This is a genomic window from Planktothrix pseudagardhii, from assembly GCF_904830925.1.
In the GTDB taxonomy this organism is placed as follows: domain Bacteria; phylum Cyanobacteriota; class Cyanobacteriia; order Cyanobacteriales; family Microcoleaceae; genus Planktothrix; species Planktothrix tepida.
Map to the genome: position 1 here is coordinate 4153383 of NZ_LR882967.1, position 19768 is coordinate 4173150.

18 protein-coding genes are annotated in these 19768 nt (G+C 40.4%); 13 read left to right on the forward strand and 5 right to left on the reverse strand.

Translation table 11 applies throughout. The features are described 5' to 3' along the window. The first annotated feature begins 100 nt into the window (after positions 1 to 100). From NMK36_RS17670 to NMK36_RS17680, 3 genes are all read left to right on the forward strand, one after another. Positions 101 to 772 (forward strand): Npun_F0813 family protein, encoded by a 672-nt coding sequence (locus NMK36_RS17670; protein WP_072719584.1) that lies wholly within the window; start codon positions 101 to 103, stop codon positions 770 to 772. 134 nt (positions 773 to 906) lie between these two features. Further along, the gene (locus NMK36_RS17675; RefSeq protein WP_072719585.1) at positions 907 to 1947 is read left to right on the forward strand and encodes a hypothetical protein; all 1041 of its coding nucleotides are present in this window, start codon (positions 907 to 909) and stop codon (positions 1945 to 1947) included. Positions 1948 to 2039: 92 nt separating this feature from the next. Further along, on the forward strand, positions 2040 to 3017 hold the full coding sequence (locus NMK36_RS17680; RefSeq protein ID WP_072719586.1) for a helix-turn-helix domain-containing protein: 978 nt from the start codon (positions 2040 to 2042) through the stop codon (positions 3015 to 3017). 65 nt (positions 3018 to 3082) lie between these two features. Here NMK36_RS17680 and NMK36_RS17685 read toward each other — a convergent pair whose 3' ends face one another. Continuing rightward, on the reverse strand, positions 3083 to 3940 hold the full coding sequence (locus NMK36_RS17685) for a methyltransferase domain-containing protein (RefSeq protein ID WP_254174300.1): 858 nt from the start codon (positions 3938 to 3940) through the stop codon (positions 3083 to 3085). 114 nt (positions 3941 to 4054) lie between these two features. Between NMK36_RS17685 and NMK36_RS17690 the strand changes: the two genes are divergently transcribed. Together NMK36_RS17690 and NMK36_RS17695 are read left to right on the forward strand one after the other, a co-directional pair. After that, positions 4055 to 5389, forward strand: coding sequence for a TrkH family potassium uptake protein (locus tag NMK36_RS17690; protein ID WP_254174301.1), 1335 nt, complete (start codon positions 4055 to 4057; stop codon positions 5387 to 5389). Positions 5390 to 5423: 34 nt separating this feature from the next. Beyond that, positions 5424 to 6122 carry a potassium channel family protein gene (locus NMK36_RS17695; protein ID WP_072719589.1) on the forward strand — a complete coding sequence of 233 codons (699 nt, stop codon included), beginning with the start codon at positions 5424 to 5426 and terminating at the stop codon, positions 6120 to 6122. 13 nt (positions 6123 to 6135) lie between these two features. On the opposite strand, the gene NMK36_RS17700 is transcribed toward NMK36_RS17695, so the two are convergent. The 3 genes from NMK36_RS17700 to NMK36_RS17710 form a co-directional block, all read right to left on the reverse strand. Next, on the reverse strand, positions 6136 to 6546 hold the full coding sequence (locus NMK36_RS17700) for a hypothetical protein (RefSeq protein WP_072719590.1): 411 nt from the start codon (positions 6544 to 6546) through the stop codon (positions 6136 to 6138). Between the two features lie 123 nt (positions 6547 to 6669). Further along, a complete protein-coding gene (locus tag NMK36_RS17705; RefSeq protein WP_254174302.1) occupies positions 6670 to 8346 on the reverse strand; it encodes an ABC1 kinase family protein in 1677 nt (558 codons plus the stop codon). A gap of 188 nt (positions 8347 to 8534) precedes the next feature. Continuing rightward, positions 8535 to 9689, reverse strand: a complete 1155-nt coding sequence (locus tag NMK36_RS17710) for a DegT/DnrJ/EryC1/StrS family aminotransferase (protein WP_254174303.1) — start codon at positions 9687 to 9689, stop codon at positions 8535 to 8537. A 201-nt stretch (positions 9690 to 9890) separates the two neighbouring features. On the opposite strand from NMK36_RS17710, the gene NMK36_RS17715 reads away from it, so the two are divergent. The 7 genes from NMK36_RS17715 to NMK36_RS17745 all read left to right on the forward strand — a co-directional run bounded on the left by NMK36_RS17715 (position 9891) and on the right by NMK36_RS17745 (position 16491). Then, entirely contained in the window at positions 9891 to 11120 is a 1230-nt protein-coding gene (locus NMK36_RS17715; RefSeq protein WP_072719593.1) for an RNA-guided endonuclease InsQ/TnpB family protein, read from the forward strand. Positions 11121 to 11547: 427 nt separating this feature from the next. Then, the gene (locus NMK36_RS17720; protein WP_072719594.1) at positions 11548 to 11898 is read left to right on the forward strand and encodes an antibiotic biosynthesis monooxygenase; all 351 of its coding nucleotides are present in this window, start codon (positions 11548 to 11550) and stop codon (positions 11896 to 11898) included. Between the two features lie 163 nt (positions 11899 to 12061). Continuing rightward, a complete protein-coding gene (locus NMK36_RS17725; protein WP_254174304.1) occupies positions 12062 to 12715 on the forward strand; it encodes a hypothetical protein in 654 nt (217 codons plus the stop codon). 126 nt (positions 12716 to 12841) lie between these two features. Beyond that, positions 12842 to 13903, forward strand: a complete 1062-nt coding sequence (locus tag NMK36_RS17730; RefSeq protein ID WP_072719596.1) for a class I SAM-dependent methyltransferase — start codon at positions 12842 to 12844, stop codon at positions 13901 to 13903. 99 nt (positions 13904 to 14002) lie between these two features. After that, positions 14003 to 14479 carry a YbjN domain-containing protein gene (locus NMK36_RS17735; RefSeq protein WP_072719597.1) on the forward strand — a complete coding sequence of 159 codons (477 nt, stop codon included), beginning with the start codon at positions 14003 to 14005 and terminating at the stop codon, positions 14477 to 14479. Next, entirely contained in the window at positions 14448 to 15221 is a 774-nt protein-coding gene (locus NMK36_RS17740) for a lipoate--protein ligase family protein (protein ID WP_254174305.1), read from the forward strand. Before NMK36_RS17735 ends, NMK36_RS17740 begins: the two co-directional genes overlap by 32 nt. A 61-nt stretch (positions 15222 to 15282) precedes the next feature. Then, positions 15283 to 16491 carry a 4-hydroxy-3-methylbut-2-enyl diphosphate reductase gene (locus NMK36_RS17745; RefSeq protein ID WP_072719599.1) on the forward strand — a complete coding sequence of 403 codons (1209 nt, stop codon included), beginning with the start codon at positions 15283 to 15285 and terminating at the stop codon, positions 16489 to 16491. A 106-nt stretch (positions 16492 to 16597) separates the two neighbouring features. Here NMK36_RS17745 and NMK36_RS17750 read toward each other — a convergent pair whose 3' ends face one another. Then, positions 16598 to 18016 carry an aldehyde dehydrogenase gene (locus NMK36_RS17750; protein ID WP_302184691.1) on the reverse strand — a complete coding sequence of 473 codons (1419 nt, stop codon included), beginning with the start codon at positions 18014 to 18016 and terminating at the stop codon, positions 16598 to 16600. 187 nt (positions 18017 to 18203) lie between these two features. Here NMK36_RS17750 and NMK36_RS17755 point away from each other — a divergent pair, with 187 nt between their 5' ends. Then, positions 18204 to 19319 carry an RNA-guided endonuclease InsQ/TnpB family protein gene (locus tag NMK36_RS17755; protein ID WP_254174307.1) on the forward strand — a complete coding sequence of 372 codons (1116 nt, stop codon included), beginning with the start codon at positions 18204 to 18206 and terminating at the stop codon, positions 19317 to 19319. Positions 19320 to 19768 lie beyond the last annotated feature (449 nt).

The window sequence follows — 19768 nt, forward strand, 5'->3', positions numbered from 1 at the left end:
TTGTCGGGAAAAGTCTGAGGCTTCTAGGCGGAGACAGAAGTTAAAGACTACAATCAAAGACACAGCCGACCGCCAGGACAGGAGTAGGTGCAGAAGTGTCATGTTTATATTGAAACGAACGGATGTTGAAATAACAACGGTTCAACACCCTAGTAAAGATCAGCAGATTCCTGTTTTAAATTATCAGGGACAAACATTTCGCCTGATGAAAATGTTTAGCGCCCAACAAGCGGAAGAGGCGAGAGCATTGTGGCGAGATCTCACTGATAATAAGGGAAAAGCTTGTGTCCTATTAGAAGAATCAGATCGATATAGTGTTTGGGGAAAAGTCCGTTTAGATCAACTCTTGGGGGAAGGTCACGGCGGAACAGACACCAAATTACCTATTTTGACTCAAGCCTGTTTACTCCTCTTGCAAGCAGTGTACTTTGATATTGAAGATTTGCTAGGGGCTAAACAAGCGGGCTCTTTTGAAAAAGATTTGATCAAAATTTTTCAAAAGTCTAAGTTTCCCCAAGCCGATCATTCAGAGGCTATAAAAACATTACTGACCCTAAATCCCCTGGATAGCCTGCACATTCCACCTTGGCAAGAGAATCACCTCTGCACCTTGCTGCAAGAACTCTATAAGTTAGGGAAAGGCTATTTTGGGAATACCAGTTTTGCTGAGGGAATAGAAGAAGTGCTTGAAGATTTATCGCCAGATGATCGGGATCTGTTTATCAATTGGTTGAGTCAGTCTGCTTTGGACAAACTCTGGATTATGAATTGACCCATGTTAGACTAGCTGATCTGACCTAAATATGGGACGATCTTACCAAAGACTCTTGTTGAAATGCTGGAGTTAAAAACGATCAGCTTCTCAAGGTTGTCTTAATTCTTTAAGTTGCTAGTTATTTTAATCTTATGAGTAGCACTTCACAACAAAAGTCCTCCTTATCGTCCTCCCTGTTTTCGGCACAGGGCATGGTGATTGCAGGGATTGTGTGGGCTGTTCTTGCCTTGTTATTCTTCCTGCTGTTTAGTGTGACGGTAGAAGGAGAAGAGTTACCTCTGTGGTACTCCATCGGAACCTACTTTTTTGAATTAGGGGCATTTCTGGGAGCAGCGATTGTCTGTTATAGAAACTGGCAAAGTCCCCAGATGGTAAGCGGTCGCAATGTCTGGTTGTGTATCGGGTTAGGAGTATTTTTCTACTTTATCGGGGGTGTTCTATTTGGGGTATGGGAACTGGTTTGGCATTTAGACCCTGCGGTTTCCATAGCCGACGCCTTTTATGTCCTCAGCTACCTATTTCTGGGTGCGGGGATGATTTTGGCAGTGCTTTCTAAACGAGTGGATTTAGAAATTGCACAGTGGGTTGCTTTGGTGGGGGTAGCCGTTGCAGGAACCGCCTTTGGTTTGTGGGTGGCTAGTCCGACCTTTTTTGGATTGCTGGGTTCACCGGAACCTGTGGCTATTGAACAACAGGTTGCTGCACCTTCAGTCCCGGTTCCTGGGGTATCTGCCCCTAAAGTGGAAAAACCGAGCACTCAAACCCGAGGGACGCCTGCTGCTGAATCTGAGGAAGAAACTTCACCCGCTCCTTTATGGGTAGAAGCCATTGATAGTAAACTCGAACCCCTCGAATTCGGGGTGAACTTGTTCTATATTATCGGGGATGTTTTCCTGTTAATTTTAGCAACAGCCCTGATTTTAGCGTTTTGGGGCGGACGATTTTCTCAATCCTGGCGGATGATTGCGTTTGCGATCTTTTCCCTTTACATTGCGGATATGTACTTCAAATGGTCTGACTCCCGACTGGAAGGGGACTATGAAAGTGGCGGTTTGCTAGAGGTGTTCTTTGTGTTTACGGGGGTTTTATTTGCGGTTGGCGCAATTTTGGAATACGACATCTCCACCCGTTCTCGTCAAAGCCGACGGAGCAGACGCACGGCGAAAGGTTAATCGATTAACCTGTTAGTCGAATTCTCGATATCCATCGGATCACCCTGATTAACCCCAACGTTAAATCTGACTATGAAGTGACTCCCAACTCAATGACATCCACGAAACTTTCTGAATCTGAAAAACAGGAAATTATTAGGCTCTATCAAGAGGTGCCAGAGGAAACAACGATAACTTTGGCAGAACGCTATGGAGTCAGTAGCTCAACGGTGAGACGAGTCCTGCAAAATGCTGTTCCTAAAGATGTTTATGACATTCTGACAACTCAAAAACAGCGTCTTCATCGTGCGGGTAAACGCTCCCTAGAGGATCAGGGTGATTTGGATATTGCCGAAACCCAACTCACTCTTGATTTGGAGACACCTGAACCTGTAGAGGTTTCCCGCGAATCTACACTGATACTGCCTCGTAAGCGTAAACGCTCATCTGCGCTTGAGTCGGAGCCGATAGAATCTAACGCTTCTCATTTCTTAGGAGCCGATTCTATACAGACTCAAACGTCTAATTATCAACCTTCTACTCCTGGCTTAGAAGAACTGTTAGCAAAAGATCTGCTTGATTCCAGGGGCCATGTGTTTGGGGACTATGAAGATAATGAGGATGACGAGGAAAACCAGGAAGACGAAGAAGACGAGGATGGGGAAAATCACAATGAGGAGGACTACCTAGACGAGTTTGGCGATGATGAGGATGAGGATGAGGATGAAGACGACAATCGGCACAATCTATTTTCTCACTCTCCGACGAGTGGAGGGACTGCATTAGTCAAGATTTTGCCTCTAACAGAAACGGCATTACCCAGAACGTGCTATTTAGTGATTGACCGCTCCTCAGAATTGATTGCTAAACCCCTGAGAGCGTTTAGTGAGTTAGGAACGATTCCAGAGGAGGAAATTCTGGAAAAAACCCTTCCTGTCTTTGATAACCACCGGGTAGCGAGTCGTTTCTCAGGACGAAACCAACGGGTGTTTAAAGTCCCCGATGGCCGACTCCTGAGAAAAGCAGCCCCCTATCTACAGGCTAAAGGAATCACTAGATTGTTAATTGATGGCCAAGTCTATCGATTTTGAAGCAGACCGCAGACAGGAGACAGAAAAGGGTTTCCCGTCTTTCTCCTGTTCTCCCCCTGCTCTCTCTATTTCGTTCCTTGTAATAAACCAAAACGAATTAATCCGGTTTCATAGCCTCGGCTCATCAGAGGTAAGGCCAGAGCCGCTTGAATGGTTGTCCAGCCACTCAATACCAAACCCATCAGGGCACGGAGATCGAAGGCTGAATTAATCACAGTATTCCAAAAAGGGGCAACGGATACAGACCAGTCGGCAGTTTGGAGATGGTTAAACCCAATTTGAGTGGCGATTGCTTCATATTCAGGTAAAGAAATCACATAAGGTAAGGCATAAACTCGATAAATTTCGGCTAAATGACGACGTTCTGCATCGTTAAGTTGTCCGGCATTTCCATCTAAGGGACGATGACACCAAGTCGCCATCAGTAAAGTTCCTCCGGGTTTCAACACTCGATAGGATTCCTGCAAAAACTTAATTTTATTCGGGAAATGTTCAGCACTTTCTAAAGACCACACCAAATCAAAGCGATTCGCCTCAAAGGGCATTTCTAAGGCATCAGCTACCAAAAACTTCGTTTTTGCCTGTAACTGAGCTTCTAGGGCGCGTTCTGTAGCGCGTTGAGCTTGAACGGGACTCAGGGTAATACCTGTGACCTCAGCTTGAAATTTATCGGCTAAATATAAGCTACTTCCCCCAATACCACAGCCCACATCCAGAATTTGAGATAATGTCAAAGGTTTTGAGGTCAATCCCCAGTTTAAAAGTTCTTCAATTAAATCAATCTGGGCTTGACGTCGCTCTTTCTTTAAGGTTCCATCTGGCCCATAATATCCATGATGCAGATGCTCTCCCCAAATCTCTTCCCATAAACCAGAAGAAGAATCATAGAATTGCTGAATTTGTTGATATAATGCTGAGTTCATCTGAATCAATCAAAGAATTTTTTTCGGACACGCTTAGGTAAGCGTCTCTACAGTTTGATTCTATTGATTCGGAATTATCTTGTCACTGAACTTAAAGATTTATCCTAAACTCCCATGACCGTACCTCGAACAATTGGTTTAGGTTTCCTGGCGGTGATTACCGTTGGAACAATGTTGCTGATGTTGCCCTTTTCCTTGAGTACGGGAACTTGGGGTGATCCTCTAACGGCTTTATTTACGGCCACTTCTGCCGTTTGCGTAACGGGATTATCCGTTGTGGACGTCGGGAAATTTTACTCCTTTTGGGGTCAGTTTATTTTAATGTTGCTGGTTCAGGTGGGGGGATTAGGATACATGACTGTCACCACCTTTTTATTATTGGTATTAGGTCGGAAGTTTCGCCTCAAAGATAAATTAGCTTTACAACAATCTTTAGACGCTTCGGGAATAGCGGGGGCTGTTCCTTTATTAAAATCGATTGTAGCAACCACCGCTATTTTTGAATTAACAGGGTTTTTTCTGTTGTTATTCGTATTTGTTCCTGATTTGGGATGGAATCAAGGATTATGGTTTGCCCTATTCCATAGTTTTAATGCCTTTAATAATGCGGGTTTTGGCTTGTTATCTGATAATTTCATGAGCTATGTTCACTCCCCTTTATTGAATTTTGTGATTACGTTTCTGATTATTTGGGGAGGCATGGGTTATCAAGTGATTCAAGAACTTTATTTATGGATTCGGAATCGTTTTTCTAAAAATCCCCTGCGTCGGGATTTTTCCGTTCACTTTCGAGTTGTTACTTCCACAACAGTTTTTCTATTAATTTTAGGGACAGTTTTAGTATTCTTCACAGAATATCGTAATCCAGGAACCTTAGAACCCCTTAATTTTCCTGATCAAATCATGGCTGCTTGGTTTCAATCGGTCACGACTCGAACCGCCGGATTTAATACCATTAATAATGGAGCATTAACCGTTGGCGGGTTATTTGTATCGATTATTTTGATGTTTTTGGGGGCTAGTCCAGGGGGAACGGGAGGAGGGATTAAAACCACAACGATTCGGATTTTATTCAATGCGACTCGCTCGGCTTTACAAGGACGAGAAGAAGTGATTTGTTATAAACGCCAAATTCCATTACCTTTAATTTTAAAAGCTATTGGTGTTTTATTGGGTTCATTTGTCGTCATTTGTATTTCGACAATTCTCATCTCTTTAAGTCAACCTGAAATTGATTTCGATCCCATTTTGTTTGAAGTCGTTTCTGCCTTTGCAACCGTGGGATTATCAACGGGAATTACCGCGAGTTTAACCCCCTTGAGTAAACTGATTATTATTAGTACAATGTATATGGGTCGGGTTGGGGTATTGTTGTTAATGTCAGCAATTTTAGGAGATCCTAAACCAACCTCCATTGACTATCCTGAAGAAAATCTTTTAGTCGGATAAAACTTTAATTTCCTCTTTCTGGAAAACCCACAATATGAATCTCTCTTCTTGGAATTTTTTACGCAATCTCAGAACCGAAAAAAAACAATTTGCTGTAATTGGATTAGGTCGTTTTGGGAGTGCCGTTTGTTCAACATTGCACAAAAGCGGTTATGAAGTTCTGGCGGTTGATAAAGAAGAAAAACGAGTAACTTCGGCATTAGGGGATCAAATAGCCTCCCATGCGTTACTCTTAGATTCAACAGAAACCTCTGCACTTCGAGAAGCGGGAATTTTAGAATTTGATACGGTAATTGTGGCGGTGGGTAGTTTTTTGGCTGAAAGTATTACCACCACTTTAAACTTAAAAGAAGGGGGCGTTCCTAATGTGATTGCCAAAGCTTCATCAGAAACCCATGTTAAATTATTAAATAAAGTTGGGGCGGATTTGGTGGTCTTTCCCGAACAGGAAATGGGACAACAATTAGCTCGACAATTAACCCGTCCTCGTTTAATTGAACAATTTGAACTGGATGCGGAACATAGTATTGTAGAAATAATTGTTCCTGATGAATTTGATGGGAAAACCATTGCTGAATTAGAACTCCGTCGTCGCTATGGATTGAATCTTTTAGCAATCAAAAACGAAGGGGATAAAATGGATATTAATCCCCTTTCTAATCGACGACTTTACAAAGGAACGTTGATTGTTGTTGTCGGTTCTAATCAAGATATTAATCGTTTAGCGGGTTAGAATTTATCCGCGATTAATTATCCCGTGGATTTTGTTGAGGGATGATTTTACCTAAACTTAAATCGTCTAAATCAATCCCTCTTAAACCTTTTTCTTCAAGTTGATTAAATAACCGAGTTAGCTGATACCAAACTAATCCCGCCATTAATACTGTTAAAGGAATAGAAAACCCATAAGCAATGATTTCTGAAAAGGCAAAAACTTGCAAACAGGAAGCTAGAAAAATACAAATTCCCACTGCCACTCCCGAAAATGGAAAAAAGACTTGAGCGCCTCGCAGGTTCGCTAAATTACGAGTTGAACGATTTTTAGACCATTCTTTTAACAGTTGTTTGAGCGTCACAACAAATGCGGTACAGGAGGTTATTCCAATGAATAAACCTGCAACCAGTAAAATCAAAGGTGGATCAGCAGAATTATACATAAATTATGTCTGAGTCAGGGAACAGGGAACAGGGAACAGGGAACAGGGAACAGGGAACAGCGAAATCTGTATGAATCTCTGAGATGTGTTGGTTGTTGACTATTAACCGACAACCATTAAAGTTTAAGAAAGTTTAAGGGCAGCAACTTGATCAGTTGAAAATTGGGAGATTGCACCCCAAGCCGCATCGAACAAACGACTGGGTTGTAAATCAGGTTGAATTAAACTCCATAACCGTTGAACTTCTGTTGTATGGAGGCGATCATCTTCTGTTAACGCCAAAATAATTTGTCGTCGTAAGAAGTCTCCCTCATCAGACAGTAAATATTTTAATCCTAATTGTGCCGTTGGTAATAGATCAAAATTTCGATCTGAACGGGCGATCGCAATCATATTTTCTAACCGTTGCCATTGGAATTTCCCATCCTTAAATAAAACTTCAATTAAACGACGGCGTAAAGCTGGAGTTTCCCCATTTAATAAGCGACGGGCAACATAAGGATAAGCAACATCCACAATTTTAAAATCAGGATTTAAGCTCAAAGCAATGCCTTCCTGTGTCACCAGAGAGCGAATAATTAAGGCAAATTGAGCCGGAACTCGGAAGGGATATTCATACATCAATTCCGAAAAACTATCAGTAATGGTTTTAAAATTAAAATCTTTAACGCTCGTTCCCATTACATCCCCTAACACCGATTCTAACGCCGGAATAATCGGTCTAATATCAGTTTCGGGAGATAAAAACCCTAATTTAACGAAATCAATCGCCAGTTGATCATAATCTTTATTAATCAAATGCACCACTGAATCCACAAGGGTTTCTTTCGTGATTTGTTCTAACTGATCCATCATCCCAAAATCAATAAATGCCATGCGACCATCGGGCAAAGCAAATAAATTACCGGGGTGAGGATCGGCGTGGAAAAAGCCAAATTCTAACAATTGTCTTAAACCACTGGTAACTCCAATTTGAATTAAAGCATCTTGATCTAATCCGGCGGCTTTAATTCGTTCAGTATCCGTCAATTTAAAACCATTAATCCACTCCAAAGTTAAAACACAAGTTGTGGTGTAACGCCAATAAATTGAGGGAACTTTAACATGAGAATCATCGGCAAAATAGGTAGCAAAGCGTTCCGCATTGCGCCCTTCATTGATATAGTCAATTTCCTCAAATAATTTGATACCAAATTCATCGACAATTAACGTTAAATCATGACCTAAATTTAACGGCAACCAAGGAGAAAGCCATCCCGCAGCCCAGCGCATTAAATATAAATCTAAGGTCAAAACGGGTAACAAATTCGGGCGCTGTACCTTAACGGCAACTTCTTCTCCGGTTCGCAGTCGCGCGCGATAAACTTGACCTAAACTTGCCGCAGCAATCGGCTCAGGAGAAATTTCGCTGTAAATTAGATCTAAATCTTGGTCTAATTCTGCTTCAATAATCGCCATTGCCTGATCATGATTAAAGGGAGGCAATTGATCTTGCAGTTTAGTTAATTCCTCTAAAAAATCCTTGCGAATTAAATCAGGACGAGTGGAAAGAGCTTGACCGACCTTAATATAGGTTGGGCCTAAATCGGTGAGAACGTGGCGAAGGTGGGTGGCTCGTTCGGGGGTATGTTCAACATCTCGATGTTGCCATTGATCCCACAATAAACCCAGAAGAAACCCGGCAAAGTGCCAAATTATTAGGATTGTTCGCCCGATTGCTAACCAAGGACGACGACGATAATAGCGGGCAATCTCCTCTGGGTCATAACGTCGTCTTGATGTTCCTGCCTGTGGATTCACGCTTGTAATAGTCCTCTGTTACCGTTAAATTGTTAGGTTTTGGATAAAAAGTTGACGGTTGAGGGTTGGCGATTAATGGACAACGGACAACCGATACCGAATCAACCAAGATTTGTGAAATTTTTTATCGTTTCATTACATTACAGTATACAAAAATTGCAACGGTAGGGACGCGGCATAGCACATTTCTACTGTTGGGTCGTTTGAACTAATCCTTCTTGAAGGGCATTAATCACTTGCTGTTGTTGGTCTGGGGATAATTCCGGGAACAACGGTAAAGATAAAACTTCCTGACAAACGGCTTCAACATTGGGCAGTTGATGGGGTTGATATCCTAAATTTTGATAAACGGGTTGCTGATGGAGGGGAATAGGATAGTAAATCATAGAACCAATTCCCTTTTCCTGGAGATAATTTCGCAGGTAATCTCGGGGTTTGAGATCAGAATTTAATTGCTCAGAGGTTGATAGAACCCGTATGGTGTATTGGTTCCACACACTCTGGCTCCCAGCAATTTCCTGGGGAGTGATGATTTCAGCAAGAGGATAGAGAAATTGGTGATATCGTTGGGCGACGGCTTGCCGTTGTTGGTTCCAAGTGTCGAGATACGGCAGTTTGATGCGTAAAATAGCAGCTTGCAAGGCATCCAAACGGCTATTAATCCCGATGGTGTCTGAACGATAGCGGCTGGCTTGACCGTGTTCTTTAATAATTCTCATGGACTGAGCCAAAGTTGGATCTTGGGTCGTTACAGCCCCCCCATCTCCGCAAGCTCCTAAATTTTTAGTCGGGAAGAAACTAAAACAACCAATATGCCCAATACTGCCGACCTTTTGCCCTTGCCAAGTGGCTCCCGTTGCTTGAGCACAGTCTTCAATCACCGCTAAATGATAGGATTGGGCGATGGCCATTAACCGAGTCATATTGACAGGTTGACCAAATAAATGCACCGGAATAATAGCCTTGGTTCTTTCGGTAATGGCGTTGGGGATTTGTTCGAGATCAAGATTAAAGGTTTGGGGATCAATATCAACAAATACAGGAGTTGCCCCCACCGCACTAATCATTTCTGCTGTGGCGATAAAGGTAAACGGCGTGGTAATGACTTCATCCCCTGGCCCAATATTGAAAGCGCGTAAAGCCAAAAATAAAGCATCGGTTCCTGAGTTGCAAGCAATGGTTTCTCGGACTCCAATATATTGCCCAAACTCCTGCTCAAAGGCTTCGACGATTGCACCTCCAATATAACGACCCGAAGCCAAGACCGCTTGCACCGCTTGGCTGACTTCATCCTGAATTAATTTGTACTGTTGGCTTAAATCAAGGGGAGGGACTGTATTCACGTTTCACACCACCAAGTAAAATTTAACTGACGAGGGGGTTTGGGGGAGCGATAAGTCCCACACTGAATTTCACGCTCACAAAAAAAATAACCAGAAATCAGTGTGGGTTACATGGACTCCCCCAAGTTAATTTTGAGCGGTAAATCCCGACAAAATTAACAATAATATGTTAGATTATATCTAAGAGTTTTGAAAGCGATAATGTTTCAAGGGTATAAGTTCCGAATCTATCCAACACTTGAACAGCAGATTGCCTTAGCCAAAAGCTTTGGTTGTGCAAGATGGTATTGGAATTATGCTCTGAATTTGTGTCAAGGAACCTACAAAACAACAGGAAAAGGGTTATCAAGAAAAGCAATTCAAGGATTGTTACCTCAACTGAAGAAGGAATATCCTTGGTTGAAAGAGGCTTACTCCCAATGTTTACAAGTTGTCGCTCTTAACTTGTCTGTTGCTTACAAAAATTTCTTTGAAAAACGGGCTAGATTACCTCAATTCAAATCCAAACATGGTAGACAATCAATCAGTTATCCTCAAAACGTTAAATTTGAAGGGGATTACCTAAAATTACCGGGTAAGATTGGGTTGATTTATTGTCGTCGTCATCGAGAAATTGAGGCAACAATCAAAACTGTTACCATCTCAAAGAATCGTGATGGGAAATACTACGCATCCATCTTGGTCGATGATGGCAAGGAAACACCTAACTTGTCAACTAACGGGAAAGCAATTGGGATTGATTTAGGATTGACCCACTTTGCGATTACCAGTGATGGAGATAAATATAGTAATCCCAAGCATTTTGTCAAACATCAACAGAATTTAAAACGAAAACAACAAAAATTATCTCGTAAACAAAAAGCCAGTAACAGTAGACAAAAGGCACGATTAAAAGTCGCTAAAGTCCACGCTAAAATCGCTCGTTGCCGAGAAGATTTTCTACACAAGCTATCCCGCAAGATAGTCAACGAAAACGTAGAGACGTGCCATGGCACGTCTGTACTTGCTGTGGAAGATCTGGGAGTTAAAAATATGGTTAAAAACCATAAGTTAGCTAAAGTAATTAGTGATTGTGGTTGGGGAATGTTTGGCACAATGCTCAAATATAAAGCTGAAAAAGAAGGGAAAACCTATATCGAAATTGATCGGTTTTTCCCGTCTTCTAAGACTTGTAGCGTCTGTCTAAATCAAGTGGGTAGTTTACCACTGGATATTAGAAGCTGGACTTGCGAACATTGTCAAACAACTCATGACCGTGATATCAACGCTGCAATCAATATCAAAACTGAAGCCAAGCGGATTTTATCGTTGGGAACCAGCGATACTGCTAGTCTGAGGGGATGTCAGCCATCAGAAAAAACTTCTGTTTCTTCTGATGCTATCCCCGTTGATGCTAGAAGCCCACACTTACTCGTAGAGAAGTTTGGGTAGTTCACTTATTTTCTATAATTTTTTGGGATTAAACTGGTAAAATTGTTAAAGGTTGAATCTGCATCCCAAGAGCGTGCAAGGGTGATCAATTCTTCCTGTCGGAGAGTACCTCATTTTTGGTTCACTTTTGGGAAATAGAGGGGCTTTCTATTGATTTTTTTGTATAAGACTGGATTTCAAGTGACTATTTTACCAAAAAAATACCATTTGCTATCCTCTTTCCCCGAAGAATACAGCCTGAACAATTTGCTATTTGACTCAGCCTGTGAGGTCGGGAACAGTCGTCAAAATTTTTTAGTTCCCCTTAGCCTATTTTCTCCGGTTTACGGTGATGGTCAAGAGTGAAACCTGAGTCCCTTCATCAACAGGCCGAAACACCAGATATAGAATCTCTGGAAAAATTATCGTTTATTACATCCCTTAACTTATGTCTGAATTTCAGGATTTTCTAAGACGAAAAGTTGCCTACGTTGCTATCGGTGAATTCAAACCGGGTAAATTTAAAGAAGCTCAAACATTATTTGAAAAAGCCGTAGCCACTTATAAACAAGGCTTTCAAGGGGCTTACTTACTTCAAGAGCCGGGAACCGATAAAGGAATTGCCATTATTTTTTGGGAAGATATTGGCGATATGGATGTCTCTGATAATCAAACAGAAGCCTATCAATCTATTATGAATGAAATGGCAACTTTATTTGTCAAAGCACCCACGACATCGTTTTATGAAGTGAGCAGTGCTATTCGTTTAGAGCAACTTGCAGAAGCGTTATTGCGATAAAATTTTTGATCGGTTTCGACTTTTTAAACCGATTAAAATCTGTGGTAACACACACCAAACCCGCGCCTGCGGGTTTTTAAGATTAAAGATGGGATTTATTAATTGTATAATGCCTTATGAATAGCCTACACTGCACTTATACACCCTACAATTGAGGTGAATTATGGAATCAATGATTAAACTTTCGGCCCTGAATACCAGTTTAATCGAAGTTCGCTTAATTGAAGGTCGAGATCAAGCTTATATTACTGTTAATGAACATTATTTTTCTTGGGTAACGGGGACAAAAATTAATATTTCTTCTGCGTTACAAGAAGGAGTTAATTTATTAAACTTAATGATTAAGACCTATCCGCTTATAGAACGAATCCGCAGAGGGTTATTTAATCAAGATTGGTGTGGACGTTTTGAACTTTATATTGATGGAAAATTACGAGGAACTTATAATCAAAGTGGCGGTGTGATTCTCGGTTCCCGTGAATATACCGTTGCTCAAATTGAACTCAATATTGATATTGATCATAGCAAAAATAATCCTGATCAGCCTGACAAAGAACTTTTAAAAATTATTAGTCGTTTAGAAAATATTCCAGGGATGACCTCAGCTAATTCTAAAGATGTTCAATATTCTACTCCTTATATTCTTCTAAAGAAGAAATTTAAAATTAATATTTGGAAAAACTTGGCAGGGGTTGATCATGTTTTTGTCCTTGATTCTTCAGGAAATTGTTGTTTTGCGGGTTATGTGGGATGGATTCATGCTCAAAAATTCTATCAAACGTTACAGCAAATTCGGAATGATTACTCTAATATTTAATAAGCGATCGCCTTTAATCTCATCTAATCCCAGAACCAATCTCAACCCAAAGTTGCAATTTTTAAGCAAAATATTACAATACTTAATAAGACAGAAAAACCCGTTACATCTATCTCATCTTGAACCATGACTGACCCACTCACCAAATTAACCTACCAAGCATTTCAGCAGGGAAAAAGCTATTTTAGCGTAGCTCATAGTACCCTAACCCATCAACTGCTGAACTGGATTAATCCCATTTCTCCTGAGCGGAAAACCGAACCCCTGAGTCCTGAAATTCTGTTAAAAATCCGACAGTTGTTGAATGAAATTATCGAAACAGACTGGAAAGATGCTGAAAAAGGGGTGTATCCCGTTTCTATTTTATTTGATAATCCCTGGGAGGATTTCTTTCATTACTATCCGAGCATTTTATTAGAGCTACCTGAACGCAGAAAACGGGCAAATCAAAAACAACATCAAGATTTTTCTGCTAATATTGATATAGAAGGATATCCGAGTTATTATGTGCAGAACTTCCATCATCAAACCGATGGATATTTGAGTGAGATGTCCGCAAATTTATACGATTTGCAGGTAGAAATTTTATTTTATGGGGGTGCAGATGCCATGCGTCGCCGGGTTCTTGCCCCTTTAAAAACAGGATTAAACGCATTTAATGATATTCCTGAAAAACAAATTCGAGTGTTAGATGTTGCCTGTGGAACAGGTCGAACCCTGAAAAATATTCGGGCGATGTTACCCAAAGCTTCCTTATTTGGTGTGGATTTATCTCCGGCTTATTTACGAAAAGCCAATCAACTTTTATCGGAAATTCCCCAAGAGTTACCCCAACTCATTCAAGCCAATGCTGAAGAGTTACCCTTTTGTGATGATTTCTTTCATGGTGTTACCTCCGTTTTTTTATTCCATGAATTACCCGCTAATGTTCGTCAAAAGGTAATCGATGAATGTTTCCGAATCATCAAACCCGGAGGCATTTTTATTATTTGTGATTCTATGCAAATTTCGGATTATCCCGATTTGACACCCCTAATGGAAAACTTTCCTAAAACCTTGCATGAACCCTATTATAATCATTATATTAGGGATGATTTAGTCGAACGTTTGGAAAAGGCAGGATTCCAAAATATTACCACTCAAAACCATTTTGCCAGTAAATATTGGATTGCCCATAAATCGGTTTAAAGGTGGAGTTGACACAACCCTTTTGACTTCACCTAACCCTCTCCTTAGCAAGGGGAGGGCGATTTAGGATACAATTTAACTAAACGCGAGTAACAGTTTATGACAAGTACAGAACAAGCCCCGTTAACCACTGAAACGAACGACGAACTGATTGAAGATGCCATGGCGACCGTCAAACCGTCAGACGAAATTGAAGCGGTTCTCGCTGGGTTAGCTGAAGACCAAAAGGTGATGGTAGCAACGTCCGAAGCGGGTAAGGTTTGGCAGTTTGAATATGGGAGTGTCGAAGTGTTTGTCCAACTCACCGGAGAAACCGATGAAGACACCCTCAGAGTTTGGGCCTCTGTACTGAAATTCCCAGTGAAAAACGAAGACCAGTTAATGCGAAGATTATTAGAAATGAACTGGTTATCAACTTTAGAATCCCATTTTGCCATTGTTAATGATCAAGTTGTGGTTTTATCCAGTCGGACATTAGCGGATATTTCTGCGAGTGAAATCTCTCGAATTATTACGATTGTAGCGACGGTTGCTGATAATAACGATGATCAATTACAAGCGGAATTCGGAGTCTAAAGTTTGGCGTTTAATTCCCGTATTGAAGGCATCGGGACATCTGCAAATGGCAATTGACCATTGGTTATTTCAACAACATCAGCAAGGTCAACATCCCTCGACTTTGCGGTTTTATGTGTGGGAAACGGCAACGATTTCTTTAGGCTATCATCAAAAAAAATGGCCGCAACATTGGCAACAATTAACCTGGGAAAATCAACCGTTACCCTTAGTCAGACGTCCAACGGGAGGCAGGGCTGTTTTACATCAGGGAGATTTAACCTATGGGGTGATTACCTCTGGATTGCCCGAAAATCGCAAGGTAGCTTATGAAATATTATGCCAATTTTTAATCGAAGGATGGCGATCGCTCGGTGTTGAACTACACTATGGTTGCGGGGGACGAGGATACATTCACAACCCGAACTGTTTCGCCACTGCCACCAGCGCCGATTTAGTCTTATCCGATGGCACCAAATTAATTGGGAGCGCCCAACTGAGGGGGAATGGAACCATTTTACAACATGGGTCAATCCGGTTAACCCCCGATACAGAATTATTTCGTCAAGTATTTGGTTTGGAAATGCCTGCGCCTACTTTAACCTCAGTCGCTTCACCAGACAGCTTAATTCCAACGGTTATCGAAGCTTTGACGATGGCAGCTAGTCGTTGTTTTGGGGTGGAATGGGTAATAGAACCCCTATCGGATACGGAATTAGAGACAATTGTACAGCAGTATTCAACCTCTTGGAAAGTTAGCTAAGAGGTGTTTTCTGTTAAAATCATCAATATATAAACGCATCTGAGTTAAAAACTAAAAAAAGATGGATACAAAAGCATTTAGACGTTCATTGCAACAGTCAGAAAGCTATCATCGTAAGGGCTTTGGTCATGAAGAAGAAGTGGCAAATGTCATGCAATCTGCCTATCAAAGCTCTTTAATTCAAGAAATTCGAGACAATAACTATATTATTAAACGCGGTAATGTTACCATTAAAATGGCTCAATCTTTTGGGTTTTGTTGGGGTGTAGAACGAGCGGTGGCAATGGCCTATGAAACTCGCCAGCATTTCCCCACCGAAAATATTTGGATTACCAATGAAATTATTCATAATCCTTCTGTAAATCAACATTTACAGGATATGAAAGTTGAGTTTATTCCGGTAGAAAATGGGAATAAGGATTTTTCAGTGGTCAATTCTGGGGATGTGGTGATATTACCCGCTTTTGGGGCAAGTGTTCAAGAAATGCAAATCTTGAATGAAAAAGGCTGTAAAATTGTCGATACAACTTGCCCTTGGGTTTCTAAAGTTTGGAATACCGTTGAGAAACATAAAAAGAGAGATTACACCTCAATTATTCATGGAAAATATAGCCATGAAGAAACCGTCGCCACCAGTTCTTTTGCAGATAAATATTTAATTGTTTTGAATTATAAAGAAGCAGAATATGTCTCGAATTATATTCTGAATGGGGGCAACCGTGAGGAGTTTTTAGCAAAATTTAGTCGTGCTTGTTCCGAAGGTTTTGATCCCGACCAAGATTTAGTCCAAATTGGTATTGCTAACCAAACAACAATGTTAAAAAGTGAAACCGAACAAATCGGAAAACTTTTAGAACATACGATGATGAAAAAATATGGCCCCGATAACTTAAATCAACATTTCCAAAGTTTTAATACCATTTGTGATGCGACCCAAGAACGCCAAGATGCAATGATTGGTATATTAGATGACCCCTTGGATTTAATGGTGGTTATCGGTGGATTTAATTCTTCTAATACGACCCATTTACAAGAAATGTCTGTCGAAAAAGGAATTCCATCTTATCATATTGATTGTTCAGAACGCATTTTAACTGATAATCGTATTGAACATAAACCGTTAGGAAAGCTTTTAGAAATTCAAGAAAATTGGCTTCCAGAGGGTGAAATTTTAGTTGGAATTACGTCTGGTGCGTCTACTCCTGATAAAGTCGTTGAAGAAGTCATTGAAAAGATTTTTGCCCAGCAACTTTCTAGTGTTCAGGGTTAAACCTTAACAATAGTAATTCTTAAATGTTTGCTACGCATTCCTATCCTGTAGAGACGTGCCATGGCGCGTCTCTACATAGCGCGTCTCTACTAGACCATAGTTTCGATTACATTAATAATAATTTTTTCATTAACCATTCCTTGCCTTTATAAGGTGCATAACGTAAAGGTAAATCAAATAAAAAGGTTTGTTTTAACACACTACGATAATGGGAAAATCGATCAAACGTAGCTTTTCCGTGAGAACTTCCCATCCCACTCTGTCCTACTCCCCCAAAAGGCAAAGTTCGACTACTAAACTGTAATAACGTGTCATTTAAACACAGAGTTCCTGATGAAGTTTCTTGTAAAATGCGGTTTTGTTTGTCTTTATTTTGAGAAAATAAATATAAAGCTAAGGGTTTGGGACGGCTGTTAATTTGAGCGATCGCATCTCCTAAATCATCATACTCCAAAATGGGTAAAATCGGCCCAAAAATTTCCTCTTGCATAACTGGATCATCCCAAGATACTTGATCAATAATCGTGGGGGAAATATATTGAGTTTCGGAGTTACTTTCACCGCCTGTAATGATTTTACCTACTTTTAAAAATTCCTGTAATCGGTTAAAATGGAAACGGTTAATGATTCGAGCATAATCAGGGCTAATGGCGGGATTATCCCCAAAAAAACTTTGAATAGATTGTTGCATTGCTGTGATTAATTCTGATTTAATCCGAGAATCTACCAGCAAATAATCTGGGGCGATACAAGTTTGACCTGCATTCACAAATTTTCCCCAAATAATCCGTTTTGCTGTATAATCTAATTGAATCTCCTCATCCACAATACAAGGGCTTTTTCCACCCAACTCTAAGGTTACAGGTGTTAAATATTTAGCGGCTGATTCTAACAAAATTTTTCCTACTTTTGCCCCTCCAGTAAAGAAAATATGATCAAACTTTTCAGCTAATAACTCTTGACTGGTTTCCACCCCGCCTTCAACGACAGTAATATATTCAGAATTAAAATTTTTATTAATAATTTCACTAATAATTTTAGATGTATTTTGACTAATTTCTGATGGTTTTAAAATTGCACAATTGCCAGCAGTGATCGCCCCAACCAAAGGAGAAATAAGCAGTTGAAACGGATAATTCCAAGGAGCTATAATTAATACAACTCCTAACGGTTGAGGATAAATCCATGTTGAAGCAGGAAATTGACTTAAAGATGGGGTAACTTTTTGTGGTTTAACCCAAGATTTGAGATGTTTAATGGCATAATTAATTTCAGCAACGGGAGCCAGTTCAAAATAAGCTTCCAGATCAGGACGGCCTAAATCCGCTTTGACTGCGTTAATAATAGCCGTTTCATGGTCTGCGATCGCTTGTTTTAACCGATAAAGTTTTTCGAGACGAAACTGGATATCCTGGGTTTGTCCCGTCGCAAAAAAGTCTCGTTGTTGCTGGATTAAACTTTGAATAGCAGTTTTTTCAGTCATTTTTACCTCTCCAAATCTCCCTGATCCCCTTTTATCGAAAATTTTGGGTTTAAAACCCCGTCCCTTCGACAGGACTTCGGCGTGAGTTCAGTCGAACGCTCAGGGCAAGGTCTTCTAGGACGGCTTTTGATTCAATTGTAGTGTATACTGAAGAATAAGATTTTAATCGCAGATCATGAAGCTAAGATATCGATACAGAATCTACCCAACAGACCAACAAAAGAGGCTAATGTCTCAATTGTTTGGTTGTTGTCGGGTCGTTTTTAACGATGCCTTGGCTTACTGTAAAGAACAATACCGTGCGGGTCACAAAAAACCTAATAGCAAGGAACTTTCTAAAAGGCTAACAGAACTCAAAAAGACCACTGAAAAGCAATGGTTAACAGAAGTTTCTTCTATTCCTTTGCAACAGTCTTTGAGAGATTTAGAACAAGCTTACTCCAACTTTTTCCAATCCTGCAACGGACAAAGAAAAGGCAAGAAAGTTAAACCTCCCCAGTTTAAAAAGCGTAAATCTAAGCAATCAGCTAGATTTATGGATAACGGTTTTAAACTCTACCCTAATTCAGATTACATTTACATTGCTAAAATTGGTGAGATTAAAGTAGTCTGGAGTAGAGAATTACCCGCAACGCCTTCCAGTGCTACCTTAATTAAGGATAGTTCTGACAGGTATTTTGTGAGTTTTGTTGTTGAGTTTAATCCTCAACCCTTACCTGAAAATCAAAATTCCGTAGGAATCGATTTAGGAATTACTGATTTTGCGACATTAAGCAACGGTGAAAAGATTAAATCTCCTCAACCTTTAAAGAAACACTTAAAGCGTTTAAGGAGATTACAACGGAATTTGTCAATAAAACAGAAAGGCAGCAAAAGAAGGGAAATTACTAGAAAGAAACTAGCTAGACTTCACGCTAAGATTTCTGATACCAGAAACGATTTTCTTCATCAGTTGTCAACCCAGATTATTCGTGAAAATCAAACGATAGTTTTGGAAGACTTAAACGTTTCAGGAATGATGAAAAACCGGAAACTAGCCCGTGCTATTTCAGATTTAGGTTGGCAGTATTTTAGAACGATGCTAGAAGCCAAATCTGTTATGTACGGACGTGATTTTCGAGTCATCGATAGATGGATTCCCACTTCTCAAATTTGTTCGGACTGCGGTTTTCGCGGGGGTAAAAAAGAATTAAATATTAGAGAGTGGACTTGTTTAAATTGTGGTAAATCTCATGACCGAGATATTAACGCCGCAAACAATATTTTAGTCGCCGGAGGACTTTCGGAGACTTTAAACGGACGTGGAGAGAAGGTCAGGTGCGATTCGTTCAGTCGAAATAAGTAGAAATACTCAGGGATGACTGGCTTCAGTAGAGTAACAATTATGTTGAGTTCGCACTTTAAAATCCTCTACTGATGACAACTTACATATCCATATAGGTGAAGAAACCTAGCCGAGCATTAGCCTAGATAGCTAGGGGAAAAATGGGAAAGATGAAGGATTACACCAACATCATAACCCAATCCAAAATAAACCAAGCCCTATCGTCCTAGTGCGGGATTGAAAGCACACAACCTACCAAATCAACTTGGTAGCCCCTACGGGAGAGACTGACTATCAAATCCGTAAAGCGGGGGTGAAGACAGGAATAGGTGGTAATAGCTGAAAGCACCTACTGTTATCAGGAGTCTATGGGTAGAACAGACAAAGTGTTGTTGAACCATCGAAATCTCTCACCAAGGGATATAAGCTCGTAGGAATACCCTACCTCTTGGGTCGGAAATAGCCGACAA